The 25,133-nt window shown below is 70.6% G+C and carries 21 protein-coding genes, 1 rRNA gene, 1 pseudogene and 1 riboswitch; of the genes and pseudogenes, 17 read left to right on the plus strand and 6 right to left on the minus strand.

Features of this window, described 5'->3' with window-relative positions:
- Positions 1 to 36: 36 nt before the first annotated feature.
- The 11 genes and pseudogenes from rrf (at position 37) to OJ254_RS22620 (ending at position 10,478) form a co-directional block, all read left to right on the plus strand.
- Positions 37 to 153: ribosomal RNA gene (rrf, locus tag OJ254_RS22570) — 5S ribosomal RNA — on the plus strand.
- Positions 154 to 303: 150 nt separating this feature from the next.
- On the plus strand, positions 304 to 915 hold the full coding sequence (gene clsA, locus OJ254_RS22575) for a cardiolipin synthase ClsA (RefSeq protein WP_261952845.1): 612 nt from the start codon (positions 304 to 306) through the stop codon (positions 913 to 915).
- A gap of 121 nt (positions 916 to 1,036) precedes the next feature.
- Positions 1,037 to 3,532, plus strand: a complete 2,496-nt coding sequence (locus OJ254_RS22580; RefSeq protein WP_265363792.1) for a mannose-1-phosphate guanyltransferase — start codon at positions 1,037 to 1,039, stop codon at positions 3,530 to 3,532.
- Between the two features lie 75 nt (positions 3,533 to 3,607).
- Positions 3,608 to 4,539: pseudogene (locus OJ254_RS22585) on the plus strand (DUF881 domain-containing protein).
- On the plus strand, positions 4,536 to 4,868 hold the full coding sequence (locus tag OJ254_RS22590; protein WP_003984969.1) for a small basic family protein: 333 nt from the start codon (positions 4,536 to 4,538) through the stop codon (positions 4,866 to 4,868). Before OJ254_RS22585 ends, OJ254_RS22590 begins: the two are co-directional and overlap by 4 nt.
- Before the next feature lie 5 nt (positions 4,869 to 4,873).
- Complete coding sequence (locus OJ254_RS22595) at positions 4,874 to 5,887, plus strand: DUF881 domain-containing protein (protein WP_265363793.1); 1,014 nt, start codon at positions 4,874 to 4,876, stop codon at positions 5,885 to 5,887.
- 117 nt (positions 5,888 to 6,004) lie between these two features.
- The gene (locus OJ254_RS22600) at positions 6,005 to 6,853 is read left to right on the plus strand and encodes an FHA domain-containing protein (RefSeq protein WP_265363794.1); all 849 of its coding nucleotides are present in this window, start codon (positions 6,005 to 6,007) and stop codon (positions 6,851 to 6,853) included.
- 17 nt (positions 6,854 to 6,870) lie between these two features.
- Positions 6,871 to 7,617: a transcriptional regulator FtsR gene (gene ftsR / locus OJ254_RS22605; protein WP_265363795.1), complete on the plus strand. Its 747-nt coding sequence runs from the start codon at positions 6,871 to 6,873 to the stop codon at positions 7,615 to 7,617.
- A 56-nt stretch (positions 7,618 to 7,673) separates the two neighbouring features.
- Entirely contained in the window at positions 7,674 to 8,147 is a 474-nt protein-coding gene (locus OJ254_RS22610) for a bifunctional nuclease family protein (RefSeq protein ID WP_006606439.1), read from the plus strand.
- Between the two features lie 195 nt (positions 8,148 to 8,342).
- Positions 8,343 to 8,948, plus strand: a complete 606-nt coding sequence (locus OJ254_RS22615; protein WP_265363796.1) for a MerR family transcriptional regulator — start codon at positions 8,343 to 8,345, stop codon at positions 8,946 to 8,948.
- Between the two features lie 66 nt (positions 8,949 to 9,014).
- The gene (locus OJ254_RS22620) at positions 9,015 to 10,478 is read left to right on the plus strand and encodes a DNA polymerase IV (protein ID WP_265363797.1); all 1,464 of its coding nucleotides are present in this window, start codon (positions 9,015 to 9,017) and stop codon (positions 10,476 to 10,478) included.
- Here OJ254_RS22620 and OJ254_RS22625 read toward each other — a convergent pair.
- Complete coding sequence (locus tag OJ254_RS22625; RefSeq protein ID WP_265363798.1) at positions 10,376 to 10,771, minus strand: PRC-barrel domain-containing protein; 396 nt, start codon at positions 10,769 to 10,771, stop codon at positions 10,376 to 10,378. The genes OJ254_RS22620 and OJ254_RS22625 overlap by 103 nt on opposite strands.
- Positions 10,772 to 10,885: 114 nt before the next feature.
- Positions 10,886 to 10,985, plus strand: a riboswitch (glycine riboswitch).
- A 188-nt stretch (positions 10,986 to 11,173) separates the two neighbouring features.
- Here OJ254_RS22625 and gcvP point away from each other — a divergent pair.
- A complete protein-coding gene (gene gcvP, locus OJ254_RS22630; RefSeq protein ID WP_265363799.1) occupies positions 11,174 to 14,059 on the plus strand; it encodes an aminomethyl-transferring glycine dehydrogenase in 2,886 nt (961 codons plus the stop codon).
- A 77-nt stretch (positions 14,060 to 14,136) separates the two neighbouring features.
- Here the strand turns inward: gcvP and OJ254_RS22635 are convergent, their stop codons facing one another.
- Positions 14,137 to 14,331: a DUF5999 family protein gene (locus OJ254_RS22635; protein WP_030416598.1), complete on the minus strand. Its 195-nt coding sequence runs from the start codon at positions 14,329 to 14,331 to the stop codon at positions 14,137 to 14,139.
- 354 nt (positions 14,332 to 14,685) lie between these two features.
- Positions 14,686 to 15,276 (minus strand): hypothetical protein, encoded by a 591-nt coding sequence (locus tag OJ254_RS22640; protein WP_265363800.1) that lies wholly within the window; start codon positions 15,274 to 15,276, stop codon positions 14,686 to 14,688.
- A 578-nt stretch (positions 15,277 to 15,854) separates the two neighbouring features.
- Between OJ254_RS22640 and OJ254_RS22645 the strand changes: the two genes are divergently transcribed.
- On the plus strand, positions 15,855 to 17,408 hold the full coding sequence (locus OJ254_RS22645) for a glutamate-cysteine ligase family protein (RefSeq protein ID WP_265363801.1): 1,554 nt from the start codon (positions 15,855 to 15,857) through the stop codon (positions 17,406 to 17,408).
- A gap of 41 nt (positions 17,409 to 17,449) precedes the next feature.
- Here OJ254_RS22645 and OJ254_RS22650 read toward each other — a convergent pair whose 3' ends face one another.
- Complete coding sequence (locus OJ254_RS22650) at positions 17,450 to 19,237, minus strand: substrate-binding and VWA domain-containing protein (RefSeq protein WP_265363802.1); 1,788 nt, start codon at positions 19,235 to 19,237, stop codon at positions 17,450 to 17,452.
- 172 nt (positions 19,238 to 19,409) lie between these two features.
- On the opposite strand from OJ254_RS22650, the gene OJ254_RS22655 reads away from it, so the two are divergent.
- Positions 19,410 to 20,252: a CPBP family intramembrane glutamic endopeptidase gene (locus OJ254_RS22655; protein WP_265363803.1), complete on the plus strand. Its 843-nt coding sequence runs from the start codon at positions 19,410 to 19,412 to the stop codon at positions 20,250 to 20,252.
- Positions 20,253 to 20,598: 346 nt separating this feature from the next.
- Here the strand turns inward: OJ254_RS22655 and OJ254_RS22660 are convergent, their stop codons facing one another.
- On the minus strand, positions 20,599 to 21,420 hold the full coding sequence (locus OJ254_RS22660; RefSeq protein ID WP_265363804.1) for a PhzF family phenazine biosynthesis protein: 822 nt from the start codon (positions 21,418 to 21,420) through the stop codon (positions 20,599 to 20,601).
- Positions 21,421 to 21,735: 315 nt separating this feature from the next.
- On the opposite strand from OJ254_RS22660, the gene OJ254_RS22665 reads away from it, so the two are divergent.
- Entirely contained in the window at positions 21,736 to 22,362 is a 627-nt protein-coding gene (locus tag OJ254_RS22665) for a PadR family transcriptional regulator (protein WP_265363805.1), read from the plus strand.
- A gap of 89 nt (positions 22,363 to 22,451) precedes the next feature.
- On the opposite strand, the gene OJ254_RS22670 is transcribed toward OJ254_RS22665, so the two are convergent.
- Positions 22,452 to 22,880 carry a type II toxin-antitoxin system Rv0910 family toxin gene (locus OJ254_RS22670; protein WP_265363806.1) on the minus strand — a complete coding sequence of 143 codons (429 nt, stop codon included), beginning with the start codon at positions 22,878 to 22,880 and terminating at the stop codon, positions 22,452 to 22,454.
- 333 nt (positions 22,881 to 23,213) lie between these two features.
- On the opposite strand from OJ254_RS22670, the gene OJ254_RS22675 reads away from it, so the two are divergent.
- Positions 23,214 to 23,744 (plus strand): Clp protease N-terminal domain-containing protein, encoded by a 531-nt coding sequence (locus OJ254_RS22675; protein ID WP_265363807.1) that lies wholly within the window; start codon positions 23,214 to 23,216, stop codon positions 23,742 to 23,744.
- A 49-nt stretch (positions 23,745 to 23,793) separates the two neighbouring features.
- Positions 23,794 to 24,984: an EamA family transporter gene (locus OJ254_RS22680; protein ID WP_265363808.1), complete on the plus strand. Its 1,191-nt coding sequence runs from the start codon at positions 23,794 to 23,796 to the stop codon at positions 24,982 to 24,984.
- Positions 24,985 to 25,133: the final 149 nt, after the last annotated feature.

The following is a 25,133-nucleotide window of genomic DNA, read 5'->3' on the forward strand; positions in this document are numbered from 1 at the left end:
GTTGAGTCATGCTCCGGTTGGTTAACTTCATAGTGTTTCGGTGGTCATAGCGTTAGGGAAACGCCCGGTTACATTCCGAACCCGGAAGCTAAGCCTTTCAGCGCCGATGGTACTGCAGGGGGGACCCTGTGGGAGAGTAGGACGCCGCCGAACTAACTTTATGAAAAGCCCCGTGGGAACCATTGGTTCCGGCGGGGCTTTTCTGCGTTGTCGGTGATCTTGGGACCCGCGGCGCGGCTCGGTCGTCGGGACAGGTAAGGTCAAGGGGCATCGTTGGCACATTTCCCACAGGAGGCCCCCGCGGTGGAGGTCCAGGAGACGCGGGTCCAGACCGATCGCGTCCTCACCATCCCGAATATCCTGAGCATGGCTCGCCTCGTCGGCGTGCCCCTGTTCCTGTGGCTGATCCTGTGGCCTGAATTCGGGGGTCCGAAGGCTGCCAACGGCTGGGCGCTGCTCGTCCTCGCCCTGAGCGGCGTCAGCGACTATCTGGACGGCAAGCTGGCCCGGCGCTGGAATCAGATCAGCAAGCTGGGCCGGATCCTCGACCCGGCGGCCGACCGCCTGTACATCCTGTCCACGCTCGTCGGTCTGACGTGGCGCGACATCCTGCCGATCTGGCTCACCGCTGCCCTGCTGGCGCGGGAACTGATGCTCCTCATCGCGGTGGGAATCCTCGGGCGTCACGGGTACGGCCCTCCCCAGGTGAACTTCCTGGGCAAAGCAGCTACGTTCAACTTGATGTATGCCTTCCCGTTGCTCTTGCTGAGCGACGGAGATGGCTGGCTTCACTCACTCGCTGCTGTTTTCGGATGGGCGTTCGCAGGATGGGGTACGGCGCTGTACTGGTGGGCAGGGATCCTCTACGTGGTCCAGGTTCGCCGGCTCATCAGGGCGGACGCCACCGCCGACTGAGCTCTTCGAACCGGCAGATGGTGCCAGGGCCCGGCGCCCGTAGGTAAGAACAGGAACAGCGGGCGCTCTGGGCGAGTGAAGTCGGCAAGACCGTCGTCTCTCAGAGGAGGACGCTTCCGACATGAAGGCCGTTGTGATGGCCGGCGGCGAAGGAACACGCCTTCGCCCCATGACGTCCAGCATGCCCAAGCCGCTGCTTCCCGTGGCCAATAGGCCGATCATGGAGCACGTCCTGCGGCTGCTGAAACGGCACGGTCTCAACGAGACCGTGGTCACCGTGCAATTCCTCGCCTCGCTCGTCAAGAATTATTTCGGTGACGGCGAAGAGCTGGGAATGGAGCTCACCTATGCCAATGAGGAAAAGCCGCTCGGCACCGCCGGCAGTGTGAAGAACGCCGAGGAGGCCCTCAAGGACGACGCCTTCCTCGTCATCTCCGGTGATGCCCTCACCGACTTCGATCTCACCGATCTGATCCGGTTCCACAAGGAAAAGGGCGCCCTCGTCACGGTCTGCCTCACCCGGGTCCCCAACCCCCTCGAGTTCGGTATCACCATCGTCGACGAAGGCGGCCGGGTCGAGCGCTTTCTGGAAAAGCCGACCTGGGGCCAGGTCTTCTCGGACACCGTCAACACCGGCATTTACGTCATGGAGCCCGAGGTCTTCGACTACTTCGAGCCGGACGTGTCCGTCGACTGGTCCGGTGACGTCTTCCCGAAGCTGATGAAGGAAGGCAAGCCGATCTACGGCTATATCGCCGAGGGTTACTGGGAGGACGTCGGCACCCACGAGAGCTACGTCAAGGCCCAGGCCGATGTGCTCGAGGGCAAGGTCGATGTGGAAATCGACGGCTTCGAGATCTCGCCGGGCGTATGGGTGGCCGAGGGCGCCGAGGTGCACCCGGATGCCGTGTTGCGCGGTCCGCTGTACATCGGTGACTACGCCAAGGTCGAGGCCGGTGTGGAGATTCGTGAGCACACCGTCGTCGGCTCCAACGTCGTCGTCAAGAGCGGGGCGTTCCTGCACCGGGCCGTGGTGCACGACAACGTCTATCTCGGGCAGCAGAGCAATCTGCGCGGCTGCGTCATCGGCAAGAACACCGATGTCATGCGGGCCGCCCGGATCGAGGACGGCGCGGTCATCGGCGATGAATGCCTCATCGGCGAGGAATCGATCGTCCAGGGCAATGTGCGGGTCTATCCGTTCAAGACCATCGAGGCCGGTGCCTTCGTCAACACCTCGGTGATCTGGGAATCCCGCGGCCAGGCGCATCTGTTCGGCGCGCGCGGCGTGACCGGGATCCTCAATGTGGAGATCACTCCGGAACTCGCCGTGCGGCTCGCGGGCGCGTACGCCACCACGCTGAAGAAGGGGTCCACGGTCACCACCGCCCGGGACCACTCGCGTGGTGCGCGTGCCCTCAAACGGGCGGTGATCTCGGCACTGCAGGCCAGTGCCATCGACGTACGCGACCTGGAGAACGTCCCGCTGCCGGTCGCCCGCCAGCAGACCGCCCGCGGCAGCGCCGGCGGCATCATGATCCGTACGACGCCCGGTGTGCCCGACTCCGTCGACATCATGTTCTTCGACGAGCGGGGCGCCGACCTCTCGCAGGCCGGGCAGCGCAAGCTGGACCGGGTCTTCGCCCGGCAGGAGTACCGCCGTGCCTTCCCTGGCGAGATCGGTGACCTGGCGTTCCCGGCCAGCGTCTTCGACTCGTACACCGGCTCGCTGCTGCGGTCCCTGGACACCACCGGCATCGCCGAATCGGGGCTGAAGGTCGTCGTGGACGCCTCCAACGGCAGTGCGGGTCTGGTCCTGCCCAGCCTGCTGGGCCGGCTCGGCGTCGATTCCCTGACCATCAATCCCGGTCTCGACGAGTCCCGGCCCACCGAGACCGCCGACGCCCGGCGCTCCGGGCTCGTCCGGCTCGGCGAGATCGTGGCCTCGGCGCGGGCCGCCTTCGGTGTGCGCTTCGACCCGGTCGGCGAGCGGCTGTCCCTCGTGGACGAACGCGGCCGGATCATCGAGGACGACCGCGCGCTGCTGGTCATGCTGGACCTGATCGCCGCCGAGCGGCGCACCGGCCGGGTCGCGCTGCCGGTGACCACCACCCGGATCGCCGAGCAGGTGGCCGCCTACCACGGCACGCAGGTGGAGTGGACGACGACCTCGCCCGACGACCTGACCCGGGTGGGCCGGGAGGACGGCACGGTCTTCGGCGGCGACGGCATGGGCGGCTTCGTCATCCCGGAGTTCAGCAGCGTCTTCGACGGCGCCGCCGCCTTCGTCCGGCTGATCGGCCTGGTGGCCCGCACCCAGCTCACGGTCAGCCAGATCGACGCGCGGATCCCGCGGGCCCACGTCCTGCGCCGCGACCTGGCCACCCCCTGGGCGGTCAAGGGCCTGGTCATGCGGCACGTCGTCGAGGCGGCCGGCGACCGCGACGTGGACACCACCGACGGCGTCCGGGTCGTGGAGTCCGACGGCCGCTGGATCCTGGTCCTGCCCGACCCGGCCGAGGCGGTCACGCACCTGTGGGCGGAGGGACCGGACGACGCCTCCGCCCAGCAGCTGCTGGACGAGTGGGCGGCTGTGGTGGACAGCGCCGGACGCTGATCCGGACCCCACCGGCGGGCCGGGCATCGGCACGCCGGTGGGGCCATTGGGAGACTGCCGAGCCGACGTGCGACGATGTGCGGCATGTCGCAGCAGCGCCCCGATCGGAGCACACCGAACAGACCGGCCGCGCGCCCCGACGCGTCCATGTCGCTGCTGACCAACGTGATGGATCACAGCCTCGACGACGGGTACGCCGAGGCGGCCGCGCGCAAGTCCGAGGCCGGCGTGCGCGGTCTGCCGCGCACCCTGCGGGCGAAGTTGGGCCTCGCGGCCGGTCTGGTGCTGGCCGCGCTCGTGGTGACCGTCGGGGCGGCGCAGGCCCGGATATCCGCACCGACGCTCGCCAAGGAGCGTACGGAGCTGATCAACCGCATCCAGAAGGGCACCGGCGAGGCGGACCGGCAGCAGAAGCGCGTCGACGCGCTGCGGGACGACGTCAGCCGGATGCAGCGCGAGGCGCTGAAGCAGCACGGTGGGGGCAAGGCCGAACTGCTCGCCCTGCTGGCCGGTTCGACGCAGGCCACCGGGCCCGGCGTGAAGCTCGTCGTGGACGACGCCAAGGGGCCGAGTCCAGCGGCGGCGGGCCGCGGGAGAGCAGCGACTTCTCGGACACCGGGCGGGTGCGGGACCGCGACATGCAGCGCGTCGTCAACGGCCTGTGGGCCTCGGGCGCGGAGGCCATCTCCGTCAATGGACAGCGGCTTACGTCACTCTCGGCGATCAGAGCCGCGGGAGACGCCATACTGGTCGACAACAAGCCACTGGTGCCGCCTTATACGGTGCTGGCGGTGGGGGACGGGCAGCGGCTGAGCACCGCGTTCCAGGACAGCGCCGACGGTCAGTACCTGCACATTCTGCAGGAGAACTACGGCGTCCGCGCCAGGATTTCCGCCGAGAGCGAGCTGACGCTGCCGCCCGCGCCCAGCTTGATCGTACGTACCGCAAAGCCGCAGGCCGGTGCCGCCAAGCCGGACGGCACCGACACAGGGAAGGGCACATCGTGATCGCCGTACTGGGCCTCATCGTGGGAGTCGTGGTCGGGCTGGTGGTTCGGCCCGTGGTGCCGACGGTGGTCGAGCCTTACTTGCCGATCGCTGTCGTCGCCGCGCTGGACGCCGTGTTCGGCGGTCTGCGGGCCATGCTGGACGGGATCTTCGACGACAAGGTCTTCGTGGTCTCCTTCCTGTCGAACGTCGTCGTCGCGGCGCTGATCGTCTTCCTCGGTGACAAGCTGGGCGTCGGTGCCCAACTCTCCACCGGTGTCGTGGTCGTGCTCGGCATCCGCATCTTCTCCAACGCCGCGGCGATCCGCCGGCACGTCTTCCGGGCGTGAGGCGGATGGCAACGGACGAGACCCCTGGGCCGGAGCGGCAGCCGGAGCAGCGGCCTGAGCGGCCCGAACGGCCCGAACGGCCGGAGCGGCCCGAACGGCCCGAGCAGGATCCGGAGCAGGAACCCGGTGCGGCCGGCCGGCAGCCGATGCCGCCGGAGAGCCGGAGCGCCCCGGAACCGGCGAAGTCCGCGGACGACGCGGAAATTCAGGAACCGGACACGACTGGACAGAAGCCCGACAACGGGGCAGACTCCTCGGCCCCGGCGGCGGACATCGGCGGCGGGGACGCGGAACGCCCGAAGACCGGTCGGGAGCGGCTGGTGGCGAGCCTGTGGCCGCCGCGGCTGACCCGGGCTCAACTGATCGTTGCCCTGCTGTTGTTCATTCTCGGCCTCGGCCTGGCGATTCAGGTACGTTCCACGAGTGACAGCAGTGCGCTGCGAGGTGCGCGCCAGGAGGACCTGGTGCGCATTCTGGACGAGCTGGACAACCGCTCCCAGCGGTTGACGGACGAACAGCGGCGCCTGGAAGGGCAGAAGACCGAGCTGGCGAACAGCTCGGACCAGGCCGAGGAGGCCCGTAAGCAGACCGTGGAGAAGGAACAGCAGCTGGGCGTGCTGGCCGGGACCGTCGCGGCGCAAGGGCCCGGCATCAACCTGACCATCGACGACCCGACGCACTCCGTGGAGGCGGACAAGCTGCTGGACACCATCCAGGAACTGCGGGCGGCCGGCGCCGAGGCGATCCAGGTCAATGACGTCCGGGTCGTCGCGAACACCTCCCTCTCGGACCTCCGGGGCGGGGTGGAGATCGACGGCACGCGCGTCACGCAGCCGTACCGCTTCAAGGTCCTCGGCAAGCCGGAGGATCTGGAACCGGCGCTGAACATCCCCGGCGGAGTGGTCCAGACACTGGAGAAGGAGCAGGCCAAGGTGTCTGTGACCCGTGAAAAGAAGATCATTGTGGACGCCTTGCGAGCGGCGAAGCGGCCTGACTACGCTCGGTCGTCATCGCAGTGAGGCGTACAGGTATGTCGAGTGCCCCAGGAGGGCATGAGGTAGCGGGGGTCGACGCACCGTGCGTGTGGTGTGTGGTGGAAACTGTCTGGAGGCCACGGACGTTCACTGGATGTCCGGATGGGCCGGTGTGTGCATCGAGGGTTCGTCCTGCCCCACGGGCGGGTCTGTTTCGTTCAAGGGGAATCGCCCGTGAAGTTGTTTGGAAAGCTGTTCGGCAAGAGCGCGCGCCAGGAGGGCGCCAGCGGCTCCGCGCGGCATCGCGCCGCGGGCCGGGCCGACGAGAGTGGCGCGGCCGAGAACCGTCCGCTCTTCCGTGACGAGGTCGGCGGTCCGTCCGGGGGGCAGGGCGCGGGTTCTGTTGACCCCTCCGGTGCCGCCCGCATAGGTTCCCAGGAACCATCAGCCGCACCCACGGGCGGAGGTTCGGCCTTGCCGGTTTGTACGAGGTGTGGGCACCGGAACGCCGAGGCGAGCCGGTTCTGCTCCAACTGCGGCGCGCCGCTGCGCGCGGGCGCGCAGCCCGAGCGGGCGTCCGAGACGACGTCGACGATCTCCATCTCGGGGCTCGAGGCCTACGACTCGGAGACGACGGGCCAGAACCTCTCGCCCGCGCTGTCCCCGGAGGCCCAGGCGGCCGTCGACGCCCTTCCGTTGGGTTCGGCGCTGCTCATCGTCCGCCGCGGTCCGAACTCCGGCAGCCGCTTCCTGCTGGACAGCGAGCTGACGACGGCGGGCCGGCATCCGCAGAGCGACATCTTCCTCGACGACGTGACGGTCTCGCGCCGCCATGTGGAATTCCGTCGCGGCCCGGACGGCCTGTTCACGGTCTCCGACGTCGGCAGCCTGAACGGCACCTACGTCAACCGTGAGCGCATCGACTCCGTCGCCCTCACCAACGGCGACGAGGTCCAGATCGGCAAGTACCGCCTGGTCTTCTACGCGAGCCAGCGAGGCGCCGGTATCTGACCGGCCAGGGAAGGCACATGCGCCATACACCGAAAGGCGGTGCCGGAGATTCCGGCACCGCCTCCTCGGACGGCAGGCCGGTGAGCATCGGCACGGTGCTCAACCAGCTGCGCGAGGAATTCCCCGAGGTCACCATCTCCAAGATCCGCTTCCTGGAGGCCGAGGGGCTGGTCGAGCCGAAGCGCACGCCTTCCGGGTACCGGAAATTCACCCCGGCCGACGTGGAGCGGCTGGCGAACGTCCTGCGGATGCAGCGCGACCACTATCTGCCGCTGAAGGTCATCCGCGAGCATCTGGACGCCATCGAGCGCGGTGAGCAGGTCGCGCTGCCGGCGCCCGCCGCGCCTGTCCGCGATCTGATCGAGGGCGTCCCGGAAGCGGGCGAGGAAACCCCCACGGCTGCCCGGATCGGCCGGGCCGAGCTGCTGGCCGCCGCCGAGGTGGACGAGGCGGCGCTCGCCGACTGGGAGTCGTACGGACTCATCGTCCCCCATGCGGACGGCGGATACGACATCGAGGCGGTCACGGTCGCCAAACTTGTCGCCGACCTGGGCGGTTTCGGCCTCGAACCACGGCATCTGCGGGTCGTCAAGGCGGCCGCGGAGCGCGAGGCGGGCCTGGTGGAGCAGGTCGTTGCACCCCTTCGGCGGCACCGCAATCCGCAGACCAGGGCCCATGCCGAGGCCACCGCCAGGGAGCTCGCCACGCTCTCCGTACGGCTGCACGCGGCGCTGGTCCAGAGCGCGCTGCGGGGCCGGCCGTAGTGAGCAAAAGAGTGCCCGACTACCCAAACCTGCCGGGCACGTCCTAGGGTTGCTGTGTGAACGAGCTCGACGTCGTGGGTGTCCGGGTGGAAATGCCTTCCAGCCAACCGATCGTGCTCCTGCGGGAGGTGGGGGGCGACCGTTACCTGCCCATTTGGATCGGGCCGGGTGAGGCCACCGCCATCGCCTTCGCCCAGCAGGGCATGGTCCCCGCCAGGCCGCTGACGCACGACCTTTTCAAGGACGTGCTGGAGGCAGTGGGGCAGGAGCTGACGCAGGTCCGCATCACCGACCTGCGCGAGGGGGTCTTCTATGCGGAACTGGTCTTCGCCAGCGGGGTGGAGGTCAGTGCCCGTCCGTCCGACGCGATAGCGCTGGCCCTGCGCACCGGAACGCCGATCTTCGGCACCGACGGTGTGCTGGACGACGCGGGGATCGCGATCCCGGACGAGCAGGAGGACGAGGTGGAGAAGTTCCGCGAGTTCCTCGACCAGATCTCACCCGAGGACTTCGGGACCAACAGCCAGTAGCCGGTGCGGCCGGACGGTCGAAGGGTCTGATTCCGGCCAAACTATTTAGCCATTCCCCGCGCGAGGTCACGAGAAACCACTCGTAGGGTGATTATCACTCGGCGTGGCGAGCGCGGCGATCGTTGACGCACCCCGAGTGACTGCATACCGTCGATATGGCAGGTCCCGTCCGGGACGTGGAGGACGGAGGGCGGCGTGGCAATCACCGGCGACGGTATGGCGGCGGAAGGGGCGTTGCCGCTCCACGCGGGGGCAACGGCGAACCACGCCCCGGCACCGGCCGCGGCGGTGTCGGGGGACTGCGAGACGCAGGACATCGGCTATCGCGGCCCGACCGCCTGTGCGGCAGCGGGCATCACCTATCGGCAGCTCGACTACTGGGCGCGCACCGGCCTGGTGGAGCCGAGCATCCGGCCGGCGTACGGCTCCGGCACCCAGCGGCTCTACAGCTTCCGGGACGTCGTCGTCCTGAAGATCGTCAAGCGGCTGCTGGACACCGGGGTCTCGCTGCAGAACATCCGCACCGCCGTCCAGCACCTGCGCGCGCGGGGGCTGGCGGATCTGACGCGGATGACGCTGATGAGCGACGGCGCGACGGTCTACGAGTGCACCTCGCCCGACCAGGTCGTCGACCTGCTCCAGGGCGGCCAGGGGGTCTTCGGGATCGCCGTCGGGGTGGTGTGGCGGGACGTGGAGGGCGCCCTCTCGCAGCTGCACGGGGAGCGCGTCGACACTGGCGAGACGCTGGTCGGGAAGAACCCGCACGACGAGCTGGCGCGGCGGCGCAACCGGGCCGGCTGAGCCGCGCCTCCGGGCCCCGGCCCGGCGACGGGTCGATTGTCAGTGCCATGCGGCAGCATCGGACATGTGAGACCCGCGCCGACGATCCTGCATCTGGACATGGATGCGTTCTACGCCTCTGCTGAGCAGGCGGCGAAGCCGAGCCTGCGCGGGAAACCGGTGGTGGTCGGCGGGATCGGGCCGCGTGGCGTCGTCGCCACGGCGTCGTACGAGGCCCGGGTCTTCGGGGTGCGCTCGGCGATGCCGACGGCCCAGGCGCGGCGGCTGTGCCCCAACGCCGCTTATCTCAGTCCGCGATTCACCCTGTACCGCCAGGTGAGTGAAACGGTCATGGGGCTGCTGCACGCGCTGTCGCCGCTGGTGGAGCCGCTGAGCCTGGACGAGGCGTTCGTGGACCTGGAGGCGGGCGGGGTGGCCCCGGAGACGGCCGCGGTGCGGGCGGTGGGGGAGCAGCTGCGGCGCGACATCCGGGCGGCGACCGGCCTGACCGGTTCGGTGGGGCTGGCCGGCGCCAAGATGCTGGCGAAGATCGCGTCCGAGCAGGCCAAGCCGGACGGCCTGGTGGTCATTCCGCCCGGCACCGAGCGGGAGCTGCTGGGCCCGATGTCCGTCCGGACGCTGCCCGGGGTGGGGCCCGCGACGGCGGAGACGCTGCGCCGGGCCGGGATCCACACGATCGCCGAGACCGCGGAGGCCGGCGAGGCGGAGCTGGTGCGGCTCCTGGGGAAGGCGCACGGCGCCGGGCTGTACGCGATGGCCCTGGGGCAGGACGACCGGCCCGTGGTGGCCGAGCGCGACGCCAAGTCCATCTCCGTCGAGGACACCTTCGAGGTCGACCTTACCGACCGGACGCGGGTGCGGACGGAGGTGCTGCGGCTGGCCGACCGCTGCGTCCAGCGGCTGCGGGCGGCCGGGCGCTCCGGGCGCACGGTGGTGATCAAGGTGCGCAACTACGACTTCTCGACGCTGACCCGCTCCGAGACGCTCCGCGGACCCACCGACGACCCCGCGGTCATCCGGGAGGCGGCCGTGCGGCTGCTGGAGCTGGTGGACACCACCGGCGGCGTCCGGCTGCTGGGCGTGGGGGTCAGCGGGCTGGCCGACTTCACCCAGGAGGACCTCTTCGCCCAGCTGACGACGGAGCGGGAGGCCGAGGAGCTGGCGCGGGCTGCGGAAGAGCGGGCCGGGGCGGAGCCGGCCGAGGAGGCGCCCGAGGAGGAGCGGCCGCGTCGCTGGCACCCGGGCGTGGACGTGATCCACGACGAGTACGGCGCCGGGTGGGTACAGGGCAGCGGGCTGGGGAGAGTGACCGTCCGCTTCGAGACGCCGTGGTCCGCACCGGGGAGGGTGCGGACCTTCGCCGTCGAGGACCCGGCGCTGCGGCCGGGGGAGCCCCTGCCGCTGGTGGGCGGGGGGCCCGCGGTGGATCAGTCCTCCGATCCGGCGATCTTGCCGAAGTCGGTGTCGGAGGTGCCCGAATCGCCGGGGGATGCGGCGTCGGATCCGGGGGAGGAGATATCCAGGCGGTAGTGGTGGTAGAGCTGGAGTTCCTGCTCAGGGGAGAGATGGCGGCCCACACCGAAGTCCGGGGCGTCCTTGATCAGCTTGCGGTCGTAGGGGATGTGCAGTCCCTCGCCGACCATTTTGCTGGGCTCCAGGGGGACGAACGCGTCCCGGCTGAAGAGCCCGGTGCGTACGGCTGCCCACTCCGGTTCCCCCGTCGCGTCGTCCAGATAGACCTCGTCGATGGTGCCTATCTTCGCGCCGTTACGGTCGAACGCTTTGCGGCCGATCAGGCTCCGGGGATCGATATCGGTTTGCACGGCCCCTCCAATTGGTCGCAACTGCCCTGTGACAACTACCAAACGGCACATTTCATGCCCCGGCCACTCGAAGGATCCTTCGAGTGGCGCGCTGGTAGGCTGGCGAATGGCCGCAGAACCCGTGCGGGAGAGTCCTTTGTCGTTAACGCGACCAGGGCGCCGAAGGAGCAAATCCTCCCCGGAATCTCTCAGGCACACGTACCGCACGGACGAGGTCACTCTGGAAAGCAGGGCGGGCCGCGGAAGGCACAGCTCCGGGACCCCTCCTCACCGACGGTGAAAGCCGGGCCGCCATGCGCGGGCCGGTGAAGCTCTCAGGTTGAGATGACAGAGGGGGAGGCCGTCCGGGCACCCGCGCCGTGGTGCCCCTCGTAGGTCGTACCGACCAGGAGGCCCCCGCAGATGACCACCCACCGCATCTCCCTGACCGAGCTGGAGCGCGGCACCCCCTTCGAGTACCGGCATGTCGGCCCCGACCACGAGGCGCAGGCCAAGATGCTGGCGCACATCGGTTTCGGGTCGCTGGACGAGCTCACCGCCACCGCCGTACCCGACGTGATCAAGAGCGCGGAGGCACTCGGCCTGCCGCAGGCGCGTACCGAGGCCGAGGTCCTCCAGGAGCTGCGCGGCCTCGCGGACCGCAACCAGGTGCTGGCCTCCATGATCGGCCTGGGCTACTACGGCACGTTCACCCCGCCGGTGATCCTCCGCAACGTCATGGAGAACCCGGCCTGGTACACGGCGTACACCCCCTACCAGCCGGAGATCTCGCAGGGCCGCCTGGAGGCGCTGCTGAACTTCCAGACGATGGTCGCCGAGCTGACCGGACTGCCCACCTCCGGCGCCTCCCTCCTGGACGAGGGCACCGCGGCGGCCGAGGCGATGGCGCTCTCCCGCCGCGTCGGCAAGGTCAAGCAGGGCGTCTTCCTCGTCGACGCCGACTGCCTGCCGCAGACCATCGCCGTGATCGAGACCCGCGCCGAGCCGACCGGCGTCGAGGTCGTCGTCGCCGACCTCTCCGAGGGCATCCCCGCCGAGATCGCCGAGCGCGGCGTCTTCGGTGTCCTGCTGCAGTACCCGGGCGCCTCCGGTGCCGTCCGGGACCCGCGCGCCCTGATCGAGCGCGCCCACGAGCTCGGCGCGGTCGTCACCGTCGCCGCCGACCTGCTGGCACTGACCCTGCTGACCTCGCCCGGCGAGCTCGGCGCGGACATCGCGGTCGGCACCACTCAGCGCTTCGGCGTCCCGATGGGCTTCGGCGGGCCGCACGCCGGCTTCATGGCGGTGCGCGAGCCGTTCGCGCGCAGCCTCCCCGGCCGCCTCGTGGGCGTCTCCGTGGACGCCGACGGTCAGAAGGCCTACCGGCTCGCGCTGCAGACCCGTGAGCAGCACATCCGCCGTGAGAAGGCCACCAGCAACATCTGCACCGCGCAGGTGCTGCTCGCCGTCATGGCCGGCATGTACGCCGTCTACCACGGCCCCGAGGGCCTGCGGACCATCGCCCGCCGCACCCACCGCTACGCGGGCATCCTCGCCGAGGGCCTGCGGGCCGGCGGCGTGGAACTGGTCCACGGCGCGTACTTCGACACGCTGACCGCGCGGGTGCCCGGCCGGGCCGCCGAGGTCGTCGCCGCCGCCCGCGAGGCCGGCATCAACCTCCGCCAGGTCGACGCGGACCTGGTCGGCATCGCCTGCGACGAGACCACCGGCCGCGCCCAGCTGACCGGGGTCTGGGCCGCCTTCGGCGTGCAGGCCGACATCGAGAAGCTCGACGCGACCACCGACGAAACGCTTCCGCAGTCGCTGCTGCGCACCGACGACTACCTCACCCACCCGGTCTTCCACGAGCACCGCTCCGAGACCGCGATGCTGCGCTACCTGCGCACCCTCGCCGACAAGGACTACGCGCTGGACCGCGGCATGATCCCGCTCGGCTCCTGCACGATGAAGCTGAACGCCACCACCGAGATGGAGCCGGTCACCTGGCCCGCGTTCGGCCAGCTGCACCCCTTCGCCCCGGCCGACCAGGCTCAGGGCTACCTCACGCTCATCCAGGAGCTGGAGGAGCGCCTCGCCACCGTCACCGGCTACGACAAGGTCTCCATCCAGCCCAACGCCGGCTCCCAGGGCGAGCTGGCCGGCCTGCTGGCGGTCCGCGCCTACCACCGCGCCAACGGGGACGAGCAGCGCACGGTCTGCCTGATCCCGTCCTCGGCGCACGGCACCAACGCCGCCAGCGCCGTGATGGCCGGCATGAAGGTCGTCGTCGTCAAGACCGGTGAGGACGGCGAGGTCGACGCCGACGACCTGCACGCCAAGATCGAGAAGCACCGTGACGAGCTCGCGGTCCTGATGGTGACCTACCCCTCCACCCACGGCGTGTTCGAGGAGCACATCACCCAGATCTGCGCCGCGGTGCACGACGCCGGCGGCCAGGTCTACGTCGACGGTGCCAACCTGAACGCGCTGGTCGGCCTCGCCGAGCCGGGCAAGTTCGGCGGCGACGTCTCGCACCTCAACCTGCACAAGACCTTCTGCATCCCGCACGGCGGCGGCGGCCCCGGTGTCGGCCCGGTCGCCGTCCGCGCCCATCTGGCGCCGTACCTCCCCAATCACCCGCTGCAGCCCACCGCGGGCCCGGAGACCGGCGTCGGGCCGATCTCGGCGGCTCCCTGGGGCTCCGCGGGCATCCTGCCGATCTCCTGGGCGTACGTCCGCCTGATGGGCGGCGAGGGCCTCAAGCGCGCCACCCAGGTCGCGGTGCTCAGCGCCAACTACATCGCCAAGCGCCTGGAGCCGCACTACCCCGTGCTCTACACCGGCCCCGGCGGCCTGGTGGCGCACGAGTGCATCATCGACGTCCGGCCGCTGACCAAGGCGACCGGCGTGAGCATCGACGACGTCGCCAAGCGGCTGATCGACTACGGCTTCCACGCGCCGACGATGTCCTTCCCGGTGGCCGGCACGCTCATGATCGAGCCGACCGAGAGCGAGGACCTCGCCGAGCTGGACCGCTTCTGCGACGCGATGATCGCCATCCGCGCGGAGATCGAGAAGGTCGGCACGGGGGAGTGGGACAAGGACGACAACCCGCTGCGCAACGCCCCGCACACCGCGGGCGCGCTCGGCGGCGAGTGGAGCCACCCGTACTCCCGCGAGGAGGCCGTCTTCCCGGCCGGTGTCGTGGCGGCCGAGAAGTACTGGCCGCCGGTGCGCCGCATCGACGGCGCCTTCGGTGACCGCAACCTCGTCTGCTCCTGCCCGCCGCTGGACGCGTACGACGGCTGAGCCGTTCCACGGCAACAGCAAGGGCCCTCGGCAGGCGTTCTGCCGGGGGCCCTGGTGGTTCTACCGGGTGCGCGGGGTCAGGCCGCCGCGGTGACCCGGGCCCGGTGCGGGGCGATGACCTGCCCGTCAGGCAGCAGCTCACCGGTGTCCTCGAAGAGCAGGACGCCGTTGCAGAGCAGGCTCCAGCCCTGCTCCGGGTGGTGTGCCACAAGGTGTGCGGCCTCCCGGTCGGTGGAATCCGCTGAGGGGCAAGGTGGTTGGTGCTGACACATGGAAGTTGTCTTTCGCTGCGGTGTGGTGAACGTCGTCGTGCGGCTCGATGAGCTCGATGAGATGGCCATGGCCGCTCCCCCGTTTCTTCGGTCGGTCCCAGTGTTGCCCTACGGAAGGGATTCCGCAGGGATTTCGCAGCAGCGGTACTCACTCGATATCGACGCGTCACCCGTGCGGGCGGTTGCTCCCAATTGCCATCCTCTCCAAGGGCGTTGGCAGTGGTCTCCGCGGGCTAGGCCGCGCGGGTGAGCACGCCGGCGCGCCCCGTGACCGGAAGGGGTCACGGGGCACGCTCGTGAGGGGCGTGGTGCGCCGGTGCGCGGGTACCCGGAAGGACGCCGCCGGCTTGCGGCTCAGGCCGGTTCGCGCAGCTCCAGGGGCGCGGAGGCCAGACGCAGGGTGAGCCGGGGGAGCAGGTCCGCGACGTGGTGCGTGCGGTGGGCGGCGATGCCGGGCGGGGCGGGCGCCAGCGGCACCAACAGGTCATCGGCCGCCGGCAGCCCCGCGGCCCCGTCGGAGGAGAGGTCGTGATGCAGCCACAGGGTCAGCATGTACAGCTCCGGTACGGACAGCAGCCGGGGCTGGTAGGACGCGGTGAGCGCCTCGGACTGCGCCAGCGCCCGTTCGGTCGAGGCGACGTAGGGGCCTCCGCAGAACCGCCCGAACGCCCAGCCGTCCGCGGTGAGCACCGCCTCGGCGGTCGCCACGGCTCGCTCGCCGCCGCGGACCAGGAACTGCCAGCCGGCCAGCCGGGTGTGCGGCGTGCCGTCGGCCCGGCTCACGTCGTCCCAGACGTGCAGGGGCAGCGGGTGGTCGGGGCTGAGCGGGCCCTGATGGGCGCGCAGGGCGGGGACCGGGGCCTCGCGGACGGCGGTGGGCGAGCCGAGGGCGGTCAGGATGCTGCGCAGGGCGGGCGCGGGGGCAGGGGCAACGTGCAGCGGCATGGTGGGTCGCCTCTCACTTCGGAGACACGGTGGAGCGTGGCAGGTGCAAACGGCGCTGTTTGCGTGCGGGGTCAGAGCGTGGCCGGCCGGGGCTGCGGCCCGGCGTGGGGAATCAGGGCCTGTCGTCGAACCACGGCACGGGCGGGAACACCGCGACACGGGGCGCCAAGTCTCTGCCTCGTAAGCGGAGTTTATACGACGTATGTTCTGAAAATGTTTCGGCTACCGGCCTTGCGGATTTCCGGCAAGGCGGAATCCGGACCGGTCCGCGAGGTGATTTACTCCAATTTGTACGGAGCCTTTGTCGCGCCACCTCGTATTGCCTCGCCGATGCGGTAGGCCGGATCTCGTCGGTGAATCTCACGAGCGAAATGCGGACGGCGATCGCCGCTGAGATATGCCGGTGGAAGATGCCGGGCGCCGTACCACTTCGAGCCTATCGGCACCCGGCCGCCCCGGAGGCGTTATCGATCAGATTGCCGGGGCATCATCGACCGTAGCGCGAGCCCCGGCGTGCCCGGGTTCGCCCCCAAGCGGCCCGTGGCCGCGGGCCGTTCACTGGAGGAGGGACCCTTTCGATGGGGGAGAAGGTCGCCGCGGACGGGATCGACCTGGCGGACCGGGAGCGTTATCGAAGAAAGCTACACGACTGTCTCGAGGGATTGCACAGGCTCCTCGTGGAGAAGCGGTTCGACCGGCCCCGGAATCTCATGGGCCTGGAGATCGAGCTCAATCTCGCCGGCGCCGACGGGCGACCCCGCATGCTGAACTCCCAAGTTCTCGAACGGATCGCCAGCCAGGATTTCCAGACCGAACTCGCCCAGTGCAATCTGGAAGTCAATATCCTCCCGCACCGGCTCTCCGGCCGCGTCCTGGACCAGCTCGCCGAGGAACTCCGCACGGGCCTGAGTTACGCCGAGAGAAAGGCCCGCGAAGTCGCCGCCGGAATCGTGATGATCGGCATTCTGCCGACCCTGGACGCCGCCGACCTGACCGTCGCCAGCCTCTCCGAGAACGACCGCTACGTCCTGCTCAACGACCAGATGCGGGCGGCCCGCGGCGAGGACTTCGTCCTGGACATCCAGGGCGTCGAGCATCTGGTGGCGCGGTCCCCCTCGATCGCGCCGGAGGCCGCCTGCACCTCCGTCCAGCTCCACCTCCAGGTGACTCCGGGACGCTTCGCCGCCGTATGGAACGCGGCGCAGGCCATTGCCGCCGCGCAGATCGCGGTCGGCGCCAACTCGCCGTTCCTCTTCGGCCGGGAACTGTGGCGGGAGTCGCGGCCGCCGGTCTTCCAGCAGGCCACCGACACCCGCGCACCGGAACTACAGGCACAGGGCGTACGCCCGCGCACCTGGTTCGGCGAACGCTGGGTCGAGTCCGCATACGACCTCTTCGAGGAGAACCTGCGCTACTTCCCGCCCCTGCTCCCGGTGTGCGGACCGCAGGAGCCGCTGCGGGTCCTGGCCGAGGGCGGCGTACCCGACCTGGCCGAACTCGTGCTGCACAACGGCACGATCTACCGCTGGAACCGCCCCGTCTACGCGGTCGCCGACGGCATCGCCCACCTCAGGGTCGAGAACCGGGTACTGCCGGCCGGCCCCACCGTCGCCGACACCATCGCCAACACCGCGTTCTACTACGGTCTGGTGCGCGCCCTGGCCGAGGAACCGCGCCCCATCTGGACCCGCCTCCCGTTCGCCGCCGCGGCCGGCAACTTCGACACCGCCTGCCGGTACGGCATCGACGCCACCCTGCAATGGCCCCGCCCCGGCCGGACCACCACCCTCGCCGACATCCCGGCCGTACGGCTGGTGCGCCAGGAGCTGCTGCCGCTGGCCGCGCGCGGACTGGACGCCTGGGGCGTGGAGCCGGCCGACCGCGACCACTATCTGGGCATCATCGAGGAGCGCTGCCGACGGCGGGTCAACGGCGCCTCCTGGCAGGCCGCGGCGTACCACCACGCCCGCCGGCAGGGCCTGGACCGGGACGCCGCACTCGCCGCGATGACCCGGCGCTACCGCGAACTGATGCACACCGGGCAGCCGGTGCACACCTGGCCGGTCGCCTGGCCGCTCGGCGCCCGCACCGTGGTGCCGGGTCCCCGCCAGGCGGCGACCGAGGGGGCGTAGCCGCCACCGGGGGCCGAGGCCGGGGAGGCCGGCGCGCGGGTTCAGCGCGGCGCCTTGCTGCCCGCCGCCATGATGGCCTTGAGGATCACCTGATGGATCTGCGACGGATCGTCCACCCGGTGGGCCGAACCGCCGGTGGGTGCCACGATCCGGTCCAACGCCGACACGTCGGCCTCCGGACCGATCGCGACGGCGATCAGCGGCACCGGACGCCCCCGATCCGACAACTTCCCCAGCTCGGTGACCAAGGCGTCGAGCCCGAGACCGCTCGGGTCGTCATTGGCGCCGTCGGTGACGAGCACCACCGCGTTGAACTTCCCGCTCGTGTACGTCCGGCGGGCCTCCTCGTAGGCGGCGAGGACGGTGTCGTACAGACCGGTGGCGCCGTGGGGCACCGGGGCCAGCGAGCCGAACGCGGCGGCGAGCGCGTCACGGTGGGTGCCACTGTCGCCCTCCCGGTCGCCGAGACGACTGGTCGGGGACAGCTCCTGGTAGTCCTTCTCGCCGTCCAGGTGGGTGGCGAACCTCCACAGCCCGATCTCGTCCTCGGGCGTGAACGTGGCCAGCGCCTGGAGGAGCGAATTCCGGGCGAGGTCCATCCGGGTCTGGCCGCCCCGCCCCGGCACCAGGTTGCCCATCGACGCCGAGGCGTCCACCACGGTGGAGATCCGGGCACTCTGCACGGTGATCGTCCACATGCCCAGCAGGGCCTGGAGCTGCTTGGTCGTCGGAGCGTCGGCCGGTGCGGCGGCGTACGGCTGCGGATCGCGCCCGCCGGCGGCCGCCACCACCTCGGCGTCCGCCGTACCGTCCGCGGACCGGAAGCCGCGCTCGCGCAGCGCGCGCTGCCCGCCGGGCTCGCCCAGCAGCGTCATGAAGCGGCTGGCGGCCCGCGACTGTTCGGGGCTCATCTCGTCCTCGTCGACCAGGGCGTACGGGTAGTCGAGCCGGGCCGTGCCGTCCTCCGGGTAGAAGAGATCGAGGTCCGGGCCGCCGTCCGGGCCCTCGTTGTGGGCGAACGCGGCCTGTTCGGACAGCAGCAGCGCCTGGTTGCGGCGCGGATTGCCCTGTTCGGCACCGGAGTCGTCGCGCGGCAACGTGGCCATGACCTGACCGTCGCCGTCCGCGACGCGCTGGTAGAGGAGCTTGGCGGTGGCCGCCGTACGGGTGTCTGCCTCGTCCCCGTCCCCGGCGTCCTCCGTATTGGCGGCGCTGATACGGGCCAGGGCGAGCAGCCCGGTGGCGCTGCGGGTGGGATCGGCGACACCCAGGCGCAGATCATCGCCGGAGGTCGCGCTCTCGGTGAGACCGGCCCAGGTGTAGCGCTTGTTCGGCCAGCCCAGGGACTTGGCCGCCTTGGGGACGGCGCCCAGCGCCAGGGGTGACGAGGCGACGGAGCCGGCGGCCGTCAGCGGGGTGCCACTCTCCCCTTCGACCCGGTCGACCCACAGGCTCGAATCCGGTATCCAGACCTGGAACTCCGGGTCGGCGGGCCGCTGTCCGAGGGAGTCGGCGAGCTCGTGGGAGGGCCGCGCGATGACCCGGACGTCGAGACACCTGCCGTCGGTACGCGTCGCCTTCTCGCGGGCCGTATCCGCCACCGCTTCGACGGCCGGCGCAATATCGGGCGAGGCGGCCACATCGAGCCGCACCGATGGGCCGTCACATCGCTTTCCGAAGGGCAACAGGCCGCTGCGCAGCGCCACTACGGAGCCGGCGGCGATCGCGAGGACGAGGGCGGTGGACAGGACGACGGTGCGGCGCCGGGGGCCGGGGCGAGCCCCGGTGGGCTGCGCGGTGGGGCGGTCGGGCAAGCTGTGTCGTCCCATTGCGGTAGCGCCTCTCCTTCTCGGAGCTCGATCGTGAATCGATGGGGAGGAGGAAATGCGCCACGTGGATGGCGCCCGTCCCCGGCCTGTCGCGCGCGATCTTCGTACCTGCTGTCGAGACCCTAGCGGGGCGGTGGTGGCGAAGAGGCGGTAATGCAGAAGTGGAGGAAGCGTGGAGTCGGATACAAGTCCTGGGGCTGGTGCGGACGTTCCGGGGGAGGGTGTCGGCGGCGGCGCGGGACCGGCCGCGGCCCAGCCGCCGGCCCGGTGCGTCCTGCGCAGTGAGACGCTGATCGTGCTGGCCCTGTCCGTGGGCGCCAGCGCGGTGTCGTCACTGATCAGCTTCATCGGGTCGCTGACCAAGCCCGGTGGCCTCAAACACCAGGCGGCGACCCTCAACGCCTCCCATGCGCCCGGCCGGCCGTGGCTGGATCTCGCCTGGCAGCTGTTCGGGATCGCCACCGCCTTGGTGCCGGTGGTGCTGGTCGCGCATCTCCTGATGCGCGAACGGGCAGGCGGACTCCGCGCGATCGGCTTCGACCGGCAGCGGCCCGGCTTCGACCTCGGCCGGGGAACGGGCCTGGCGGCCGCCATCGGCGGCAGCGGCCTGCTGCTCTACCTGGGCGCGCGGGCGGCCGGCGTCAACCTGACGGTGGTCCCCGAGGCGCTGCCCGATGTGTGGTGGAAGATCCCGGTACTGATCGCCTCCGCGGTGCAGAACGCCGTACTGGAGGAGGTCATCGTCGTCGGATATCTGCTGCGTCGACTGGGCCAGTTGGGCTGGACCCCGATGGCCGCCCTGGTGGCCAGCTCGCTGCTGCGCGGCTCGTACCACCTGTACCAGGGCATCGGCGGTTTCCTCGGCAACATGGTGATGGGCGCGATCTTCGTCCTCCTCTACCGCCGCTGGCACCGCGTCGGCCCCCTCGTGGCCGCCCACGCCCTCATCGACACCGTCGCGTTCGTGGGCTACGCGGTATTGGCGGGGCGGGTGGGGTGGTTGCCTACGGGGTGAGGCTCCGGTGTAGGGGGTGGGGAGGCTTGGTTGCTGGTTGCTGGTTGCTGGTTGCTGGTTGCTGGTCGCCGGCCGCCGCTCGGCGGTCGCTTGCGGCCCGCCGATGCTTCCCCCGCCCCCTCCCCCTCTCCCCCTTCGGGGGAGGGGGCGGGGGGTGGGTTCGGGGTGGGGGGAGTCGTGAGGTTTCGCGCGTGCGCGGGCGGAATCCTCGGAGCCCGCGTCCGGCGCGGCTGGCCGCAGGGGTCTTTCCGGAGCGTGCCTGAACCGCCGTCCGACGGACGGGCCGGGCCGGCCTCGACATCGCGGCCCTGCGGCCCGGCCGAGACGCTCAGCGCAAGACGGCCGCTCAGGCCCCGCTCAGCAACTCGCCGTCGATCACCGTGACCGCGGAACCGGTCAGCAGCGTACGGTCGCCGCGCAGTTCGGTCCGTACGTAGCCGGTGCGGGCCGCGCCCTGCAGGCCGACCAGTGAGTGGCGGCCCAGCCGTGCCGACCAGAACGGGGCGAGCGCGGTGTGCGCGCTGCCCGTTACCGGGTCCTCGTCGATGCCGACCGCAGGGAAGAAGCAGCGCGAGAGGAAGTCGTAGCCGCCGGAGGGGTCTTCGGCGCGCGCGGTGGCGATCACCCCGCGCCCGCCGTGCCCGGCGAGTGCCTTGAGGTCCGGGGCCAAGGCCCGTACGGACTTCTCGTCGGCCAGCTCGACCAGCAGATCCCCGACGTTCGGGCCCGTGTCGTGGGCCGAGAGGATGTCGACACCCAGCGCGGCCGCGACCACGGGTGGCACCTCGACCGGGCTGAGCGGCGCGGTCGGGAAGTCCATGGTGATCGCGCCGTCGTCGCCGGCCGTCGTGGTCAGCACCCCGCTGCGGGTACGGAAGCGGACCGTACCGGTGGCCTTCCCCGTGCTGTGCAGAACGTGCGCAGTGGCCAAAGTGGCGTGCCCGCACATGTTCACCTCGGTGGCCGGGGTGAGCCAGCGCAGCGCCCAGTCGGCGTCGCCGCCCTCCGGCAGCGGGTGCGCGAAGGCGGTCTCGGAAAGGTTGACCTCCATGGCGACCCGCTGCAGCCAGGACGTTTCGGGAAAGGCGCCGGAGTCGAAGAGCACGACTCCCGCGGGGTTACCGGCGAACGGACGCTCACTGAAGGCGTCGACGATACGAATCCTCATGAGCGTGAGCGTAGAGGGGCCACAGAGGCGCGGGCCAAGGCCAAACCCGGGAAATTGGACTGTGAGGGGGAGCCGGCGAACCGGGCGGACCGGTGGAAACGGGCCGGATCCGCACCACGCGCGGTCGCGCCGGAGTGGAGTCTCTCGCGGCGCGGAGGCGGCGGATGCGCTGGTGTGCCCGCGCCGACCGTGCTCGCGTCGCTGCGCCCTGCTTCTCGTCGAATCGGACGTGGATCGGGTCTTGCTTCGGCGAACAGTCCCGATATATCGTTGAAGCATCGCGACCGATCAACGATAGGAATGGAGGACGTCGCCATGCGTTCCCAAGGAAACGATCACGGACACGAGTACCGGCACGAGCACTACGGACCCGGGCGCCACGGCGGTCGGGGCGACTTCGGGGGTGGCTGGGAGCGGCGGCGCTCCGCCTTCGGCCCCTTCGGCCCGCCGTTCGGAGGCCCGCCCTTCGGTGGTGGCCGGGGTCGTGGCGGCCCGCGCGGCCGAGCGCGGCGAGGGGATGTGCGCGCGTCGATACTGGCGCTGCTCAAGGACCGCCCGATGCACGGCTACGAAATGATCCAGGAGATCGCCGAGCGCAGTGGCGGGGCGTGGAAACCCAGCCCCGGCTCGGTCTACCCGACCCTGCAACTCCTCGAGGACGAGGGGCTGATCGCCAGTGCCAGTGAGGGCGGCAAGAAGCTGTTCTCGCTGACCGAGGCCGGACGCGCCGAAGCCGACAGCGGCTCGGACGCCCCCTGGGAGGATGCCGGCCGCGGTGTCGACTGGGAGGCGATGAATGAGATACGCAAGGCGGGCGGCGGCCTGGTCGAGGCGTTCCGGCAGGTGTGGGCCACCGGCAGTCCCGAGCAGCGGGAGAAGGCCATGGCGGTGGTCAACAAGGCCCGTAAGGAGCTGTATCTGATCCTCGCCGAAGAGGACTGATGCCACATGGCCCCCTGTGGAAGGGGGCCGGTGTCGGGGTTCTCGTTGAGTGGGTTGACGTCGGGCCGGGCGCCGGGCGCCCGGGGGGCTCAGGCGAGCAGGCCGGCGAGCTTGCGCAGTGACTCGTTCAGTGCGGTGCTCGCCGAGTCCTTGAGCTTGCCTGCCATCAGGGAGACCGCGGCGCCCGTGAAGGTCCCGTCGACCTGAACGGTGGTCGCCTCGCCGTCCGGGGTGAGGGAGTAGCGCATCCCGAGATTGACGCCCATGGGGCCCTTGCCTGTGATGTCGAGCAACCGGCCCGGGTCCAGTTCCCGTACGGTCCAGGTGACCTCGGCGGGAAAGCCCATCAGCTTCATGTTCTCCTCGTAGGCCGCGCCCACCACCAGCGTTTCCGGGCCGCCCTTCGGGAAGGAGGTGTGGGTGGCGTTCCACTGCCCGTACGCATCGAAGTCGGTGAGTCGGTCCCAGACCTTCTCGGCCGGTGCCTCGATGCGGGTCTGTGCGGTGACTTCGGCCATGCGATCACCCCTCCGGTGACGGTCCTGGCTGGTGCCGCGGAAGGTAGCCGGGTGGGGAGGAAGGTTCAATACCGGCGACGCCTAATTCTGATGGCCCGTCAGCTGGCTGGTCGGTGGTACGGGAGGGGAAGATCCTGTTGTCGTCGCCGGGGGCTCGTGGGAGGGAGAACCTGCTGGTCTCGAATGTCCAACCTCCACGAAATCTGCGTATTCTCTCCGTCGCATCTCCTCCCTGAGGAGGAGGCCGCCGGGTGGCATCCGCAACCAGCGTGGGATGCGCAAATGCTTCCCGGCGGGGATGCCCGGGCGTTCAGGGGCTGGTGGGGTGGGGATGTGCAAAACCGTACTGCCCATAGCGGAACCGACGACTCCGTCCAGGAGGACCTCGGCAGCAGACTCACCGTCGAGCTCGCATCGGTGGTCTCCGCGGCCCGCAGGCGGGCCACCCGGGACGGTGACCGGCAGGTGGACACCGCGCATCTGCTGCACGGTCTGCTGGAATCGGACCCCGCGGTACGCGCGGCCTTCGACGGTGGGCCACAGGTCGCCCGGCTGCTCGGCTATCTCGTCCAGCGCAGCATCGGCTACGGACTCCAATGGCACGGCACCGTAGAGGACTCGGGTGCCGTTCCGATGGTCACCGAAGGCGGTGTCCCCGGATGGTCACCGGCCGCGGCGGCCGCCATGGACGGCGCCCTCGACCGTGCGCACGCCCGCTACGACACCCGCGCCGGCTGCATCGATCTGCTCGCCGCTCTCGTCGACGATCCCGAATCGCGAGCCGTCGAGGTGCTGCGCCGAGCCTCCGTCGACACCGGCCGGCTCGCCGCCCGTCTGGACCGGGAGCGCCCCGGCCAGGACTGACAGGGGTCTCGGGGGTTGCGCTGCTGACGGCGGCTGTCATGATGACCCGATGCACGCGTCATCAGGGAGCCCGGCAGGTCGAGCGGCCGGCCCGGGCCAGGGAACTCCAGGGTCCTGGCCGGACCAGCGGCCGTCCGCGCCCGACGGGAGCCGGGGCGGCGCGCCGCGGGGCCGTGGTGCCGGCGTCGGCATCGCCCTGCTGTCGGCGCTCGCCTTCGGCGGCTCGGGCGTGGCCGCCAAACCCCTGATCACGGCCGGTCTCGAACCGCTGCACGTCACCTGGCTCCGGGTCGCCGGCGCGGCGCTGGTCATGCTGCCGGTGGCCTGGCGCCACCGCGATCTGCCGCGCCGCCGGCCCGCCCTGCTCGCGGGCTACGGTCTGCTCGCCGTCGCCGGTGTGCAGGCGTGTTACTTCGCCGCGCTCTCCCGCATTCCCGTGGGCGTGGCCCTGCTGATCGAATACCTGGCGCCGGCGCTCGTCCTCGGCTGGGTCCGTTTCGTGCAGAAGCGGCCGGTCACCCGTGCCGCGGCGCTCGGTGTGGTGCTCGCCGTCGGCGGCCTCGCCTGTGTCGTCGAGATCTGGTCCGGGCTGAGCTTCGACGTGCTCGGCCTGGCGCTCGCGCTCGGGGCGGCCTGCTGCCAGGTGGGCTACTTCGTTCTCTCCGACCACGGGAGCGACGGCGAGGACACGGTGGACCCGCTCGGGGTGATCGCGTACGGCCTGCTGCTCGGCGCCGTCGTCCTCACCGCGATCGCGCGCCCCTGGGAACTCGACTGGACGGTCCTCGGTGGCGGTGCGGACATGAACGGCACCCAGGTGCCCGCCGTCCTGCTGCTCGCCTGGATCGTGCTGGTCGCGACTGTGGCGGCCTATCTGACCGGAGTGGTGTCGATCCGCCGGCTCTCGCCCCAGGTGGCCGGGGTCGTCGCCTGCCTGGAGGCGGTCATCGCGACCGTACTGGCCTGGGTACTGCTCGGCGAACACCTCTCCGCTCCGCAGATCCTGGGCGGGGTGGTCGTCCTCATCGGTGCCTTCATCGCGCAGTTGGCCAAACCGCAGACGACCGAGTCGTTGGTCGTGGCGGGCGCGGGGCCCGGGGAGGCAACCCGCTCGGTTCAGGCCACGGGTCCGGGCACTCGCGGCGGTGCGGACCCGTCCGGCGCTGATGCGGCAGCGACCCCGGCAGGTGCGCCGACGGGTGCCGGGGACGGCGTGCCGCCCGGATCGCCCGCCGCATAGGTGTCGATCATGCCTGCGGCCGTGTCGTCCGCTCCTGCCGCGTAGGGCGGGCGGCGGCCGCCGCGGCCGCTCCCTCTCTGCCGAGGCAGCGGCCCGGGCCCGATCGCTGCTGGTCTTCTGGCGCATCTCCGGCGGCCGGGTCCTGTTGC

Origin of the sequence: Streptomyces endophytica (assembly GCF_026153355.1) — a bacterium.
In the GTDB taxonomy this organism is placed as follows: domain Bacteria; phylum Actinomycetota; class Actinomycetes; order Streptomycetales; family Streptomycetaceae; genus Streptomyces; species Streptomyces endophytica.

Bases quoted from the DNA above. Each gene is read 5' to 3' on its own strand.
- OJ254_RS22580 (WP_265363792.1), top strand. From the start codon at position 1,037: ATGAAGGCCGTTGTGATGGCCGGCGGCGAAGGAACACGCCTTCGCCCC.
- OJ254_RS22595 (WP_265363793.1), top strand. From the start codon at position 4,874: ATGGCAACGGACGAGACCCCTGGGCCGGAGCGGCAGCCGGAGCAGCGG.
- OJ254_RS22600 (WP_265363794.1), top strand. From the start codon at position 6,005: ATGGGCCGGTGTGTGCATCGAGGGTTCGTCCTGCCCCACGGGCGGGTC.
- ftsR (WP_265363795.1), top strand. From the start codon at position 6,871: ATGCGCCATACACCGAAAGGCGGTGCCGGAGATTCCGGCACCGCCTCC.
- gcvP (WP_265363799.1), top strand. From the start codon at position 11,174: ATGACCACCCACCGCATCTCCCTGACCGAGCTGGAGCGCGGCACCCCC.
- OJ254_RS22635 (WP_030416598.1), bottom strand. From the start codon at position 14,331: ATGTGTCAGCACCAACCACCTTGCCCCTCAGCGGATTCCACCGACCGG.
- OJ254_RS22640 (WP_265363800.1), bottom strand. From the start codon at position 15,276: ATGCCGCTGCACGTTGCCCCTGCCCCCGCGCCCGCCCTGCGCAGCATC.
- OJ254_RS22645 (WP_265363801.1), top strand. From the start codon at position 15,855: ATGGGGGAGAAGGTCGCCGCGGACGGGATCGACCTGGCGGACCGGGAG.
- OJ254_RS22650 (WP_265363802.1), bottom strand. From the start codon at position 19,237: ATGGGACGACACAGCTTGCCCGACCGCCCCACCGCGCAGCCCACCGGG.
- OJ254_RS22660 (WP_265363804.1), bottom strand. From the start codon at position 21,420: ATGAGGATTCGTATCGTCGACGCCTTCAGTGAGCGTCCGTTCGCCGGT.
- OJ254_RS22665 (WP_265363805.1), top strand. From the start codon at position 21,736: ATGCGTTCCCAAGGAAACGATCACGGACACGAGTACCGGCACGAGCAC.
- OJ254_RS22670 (WP_265363806.1), bottom strand. From the start codon at position 22,880: ATGGCCGAAGTCACCGCACAGACCCGCATCGAGGCACCGGCCGAGAAG.
- OJ254_RS22680 (WP_265363808.1), top strand. From the start codon at position 23,794: ATGCACGCGTCATCAGGGAGCCCGGCAGGTCGAGCGGCCGGCCCGGGC.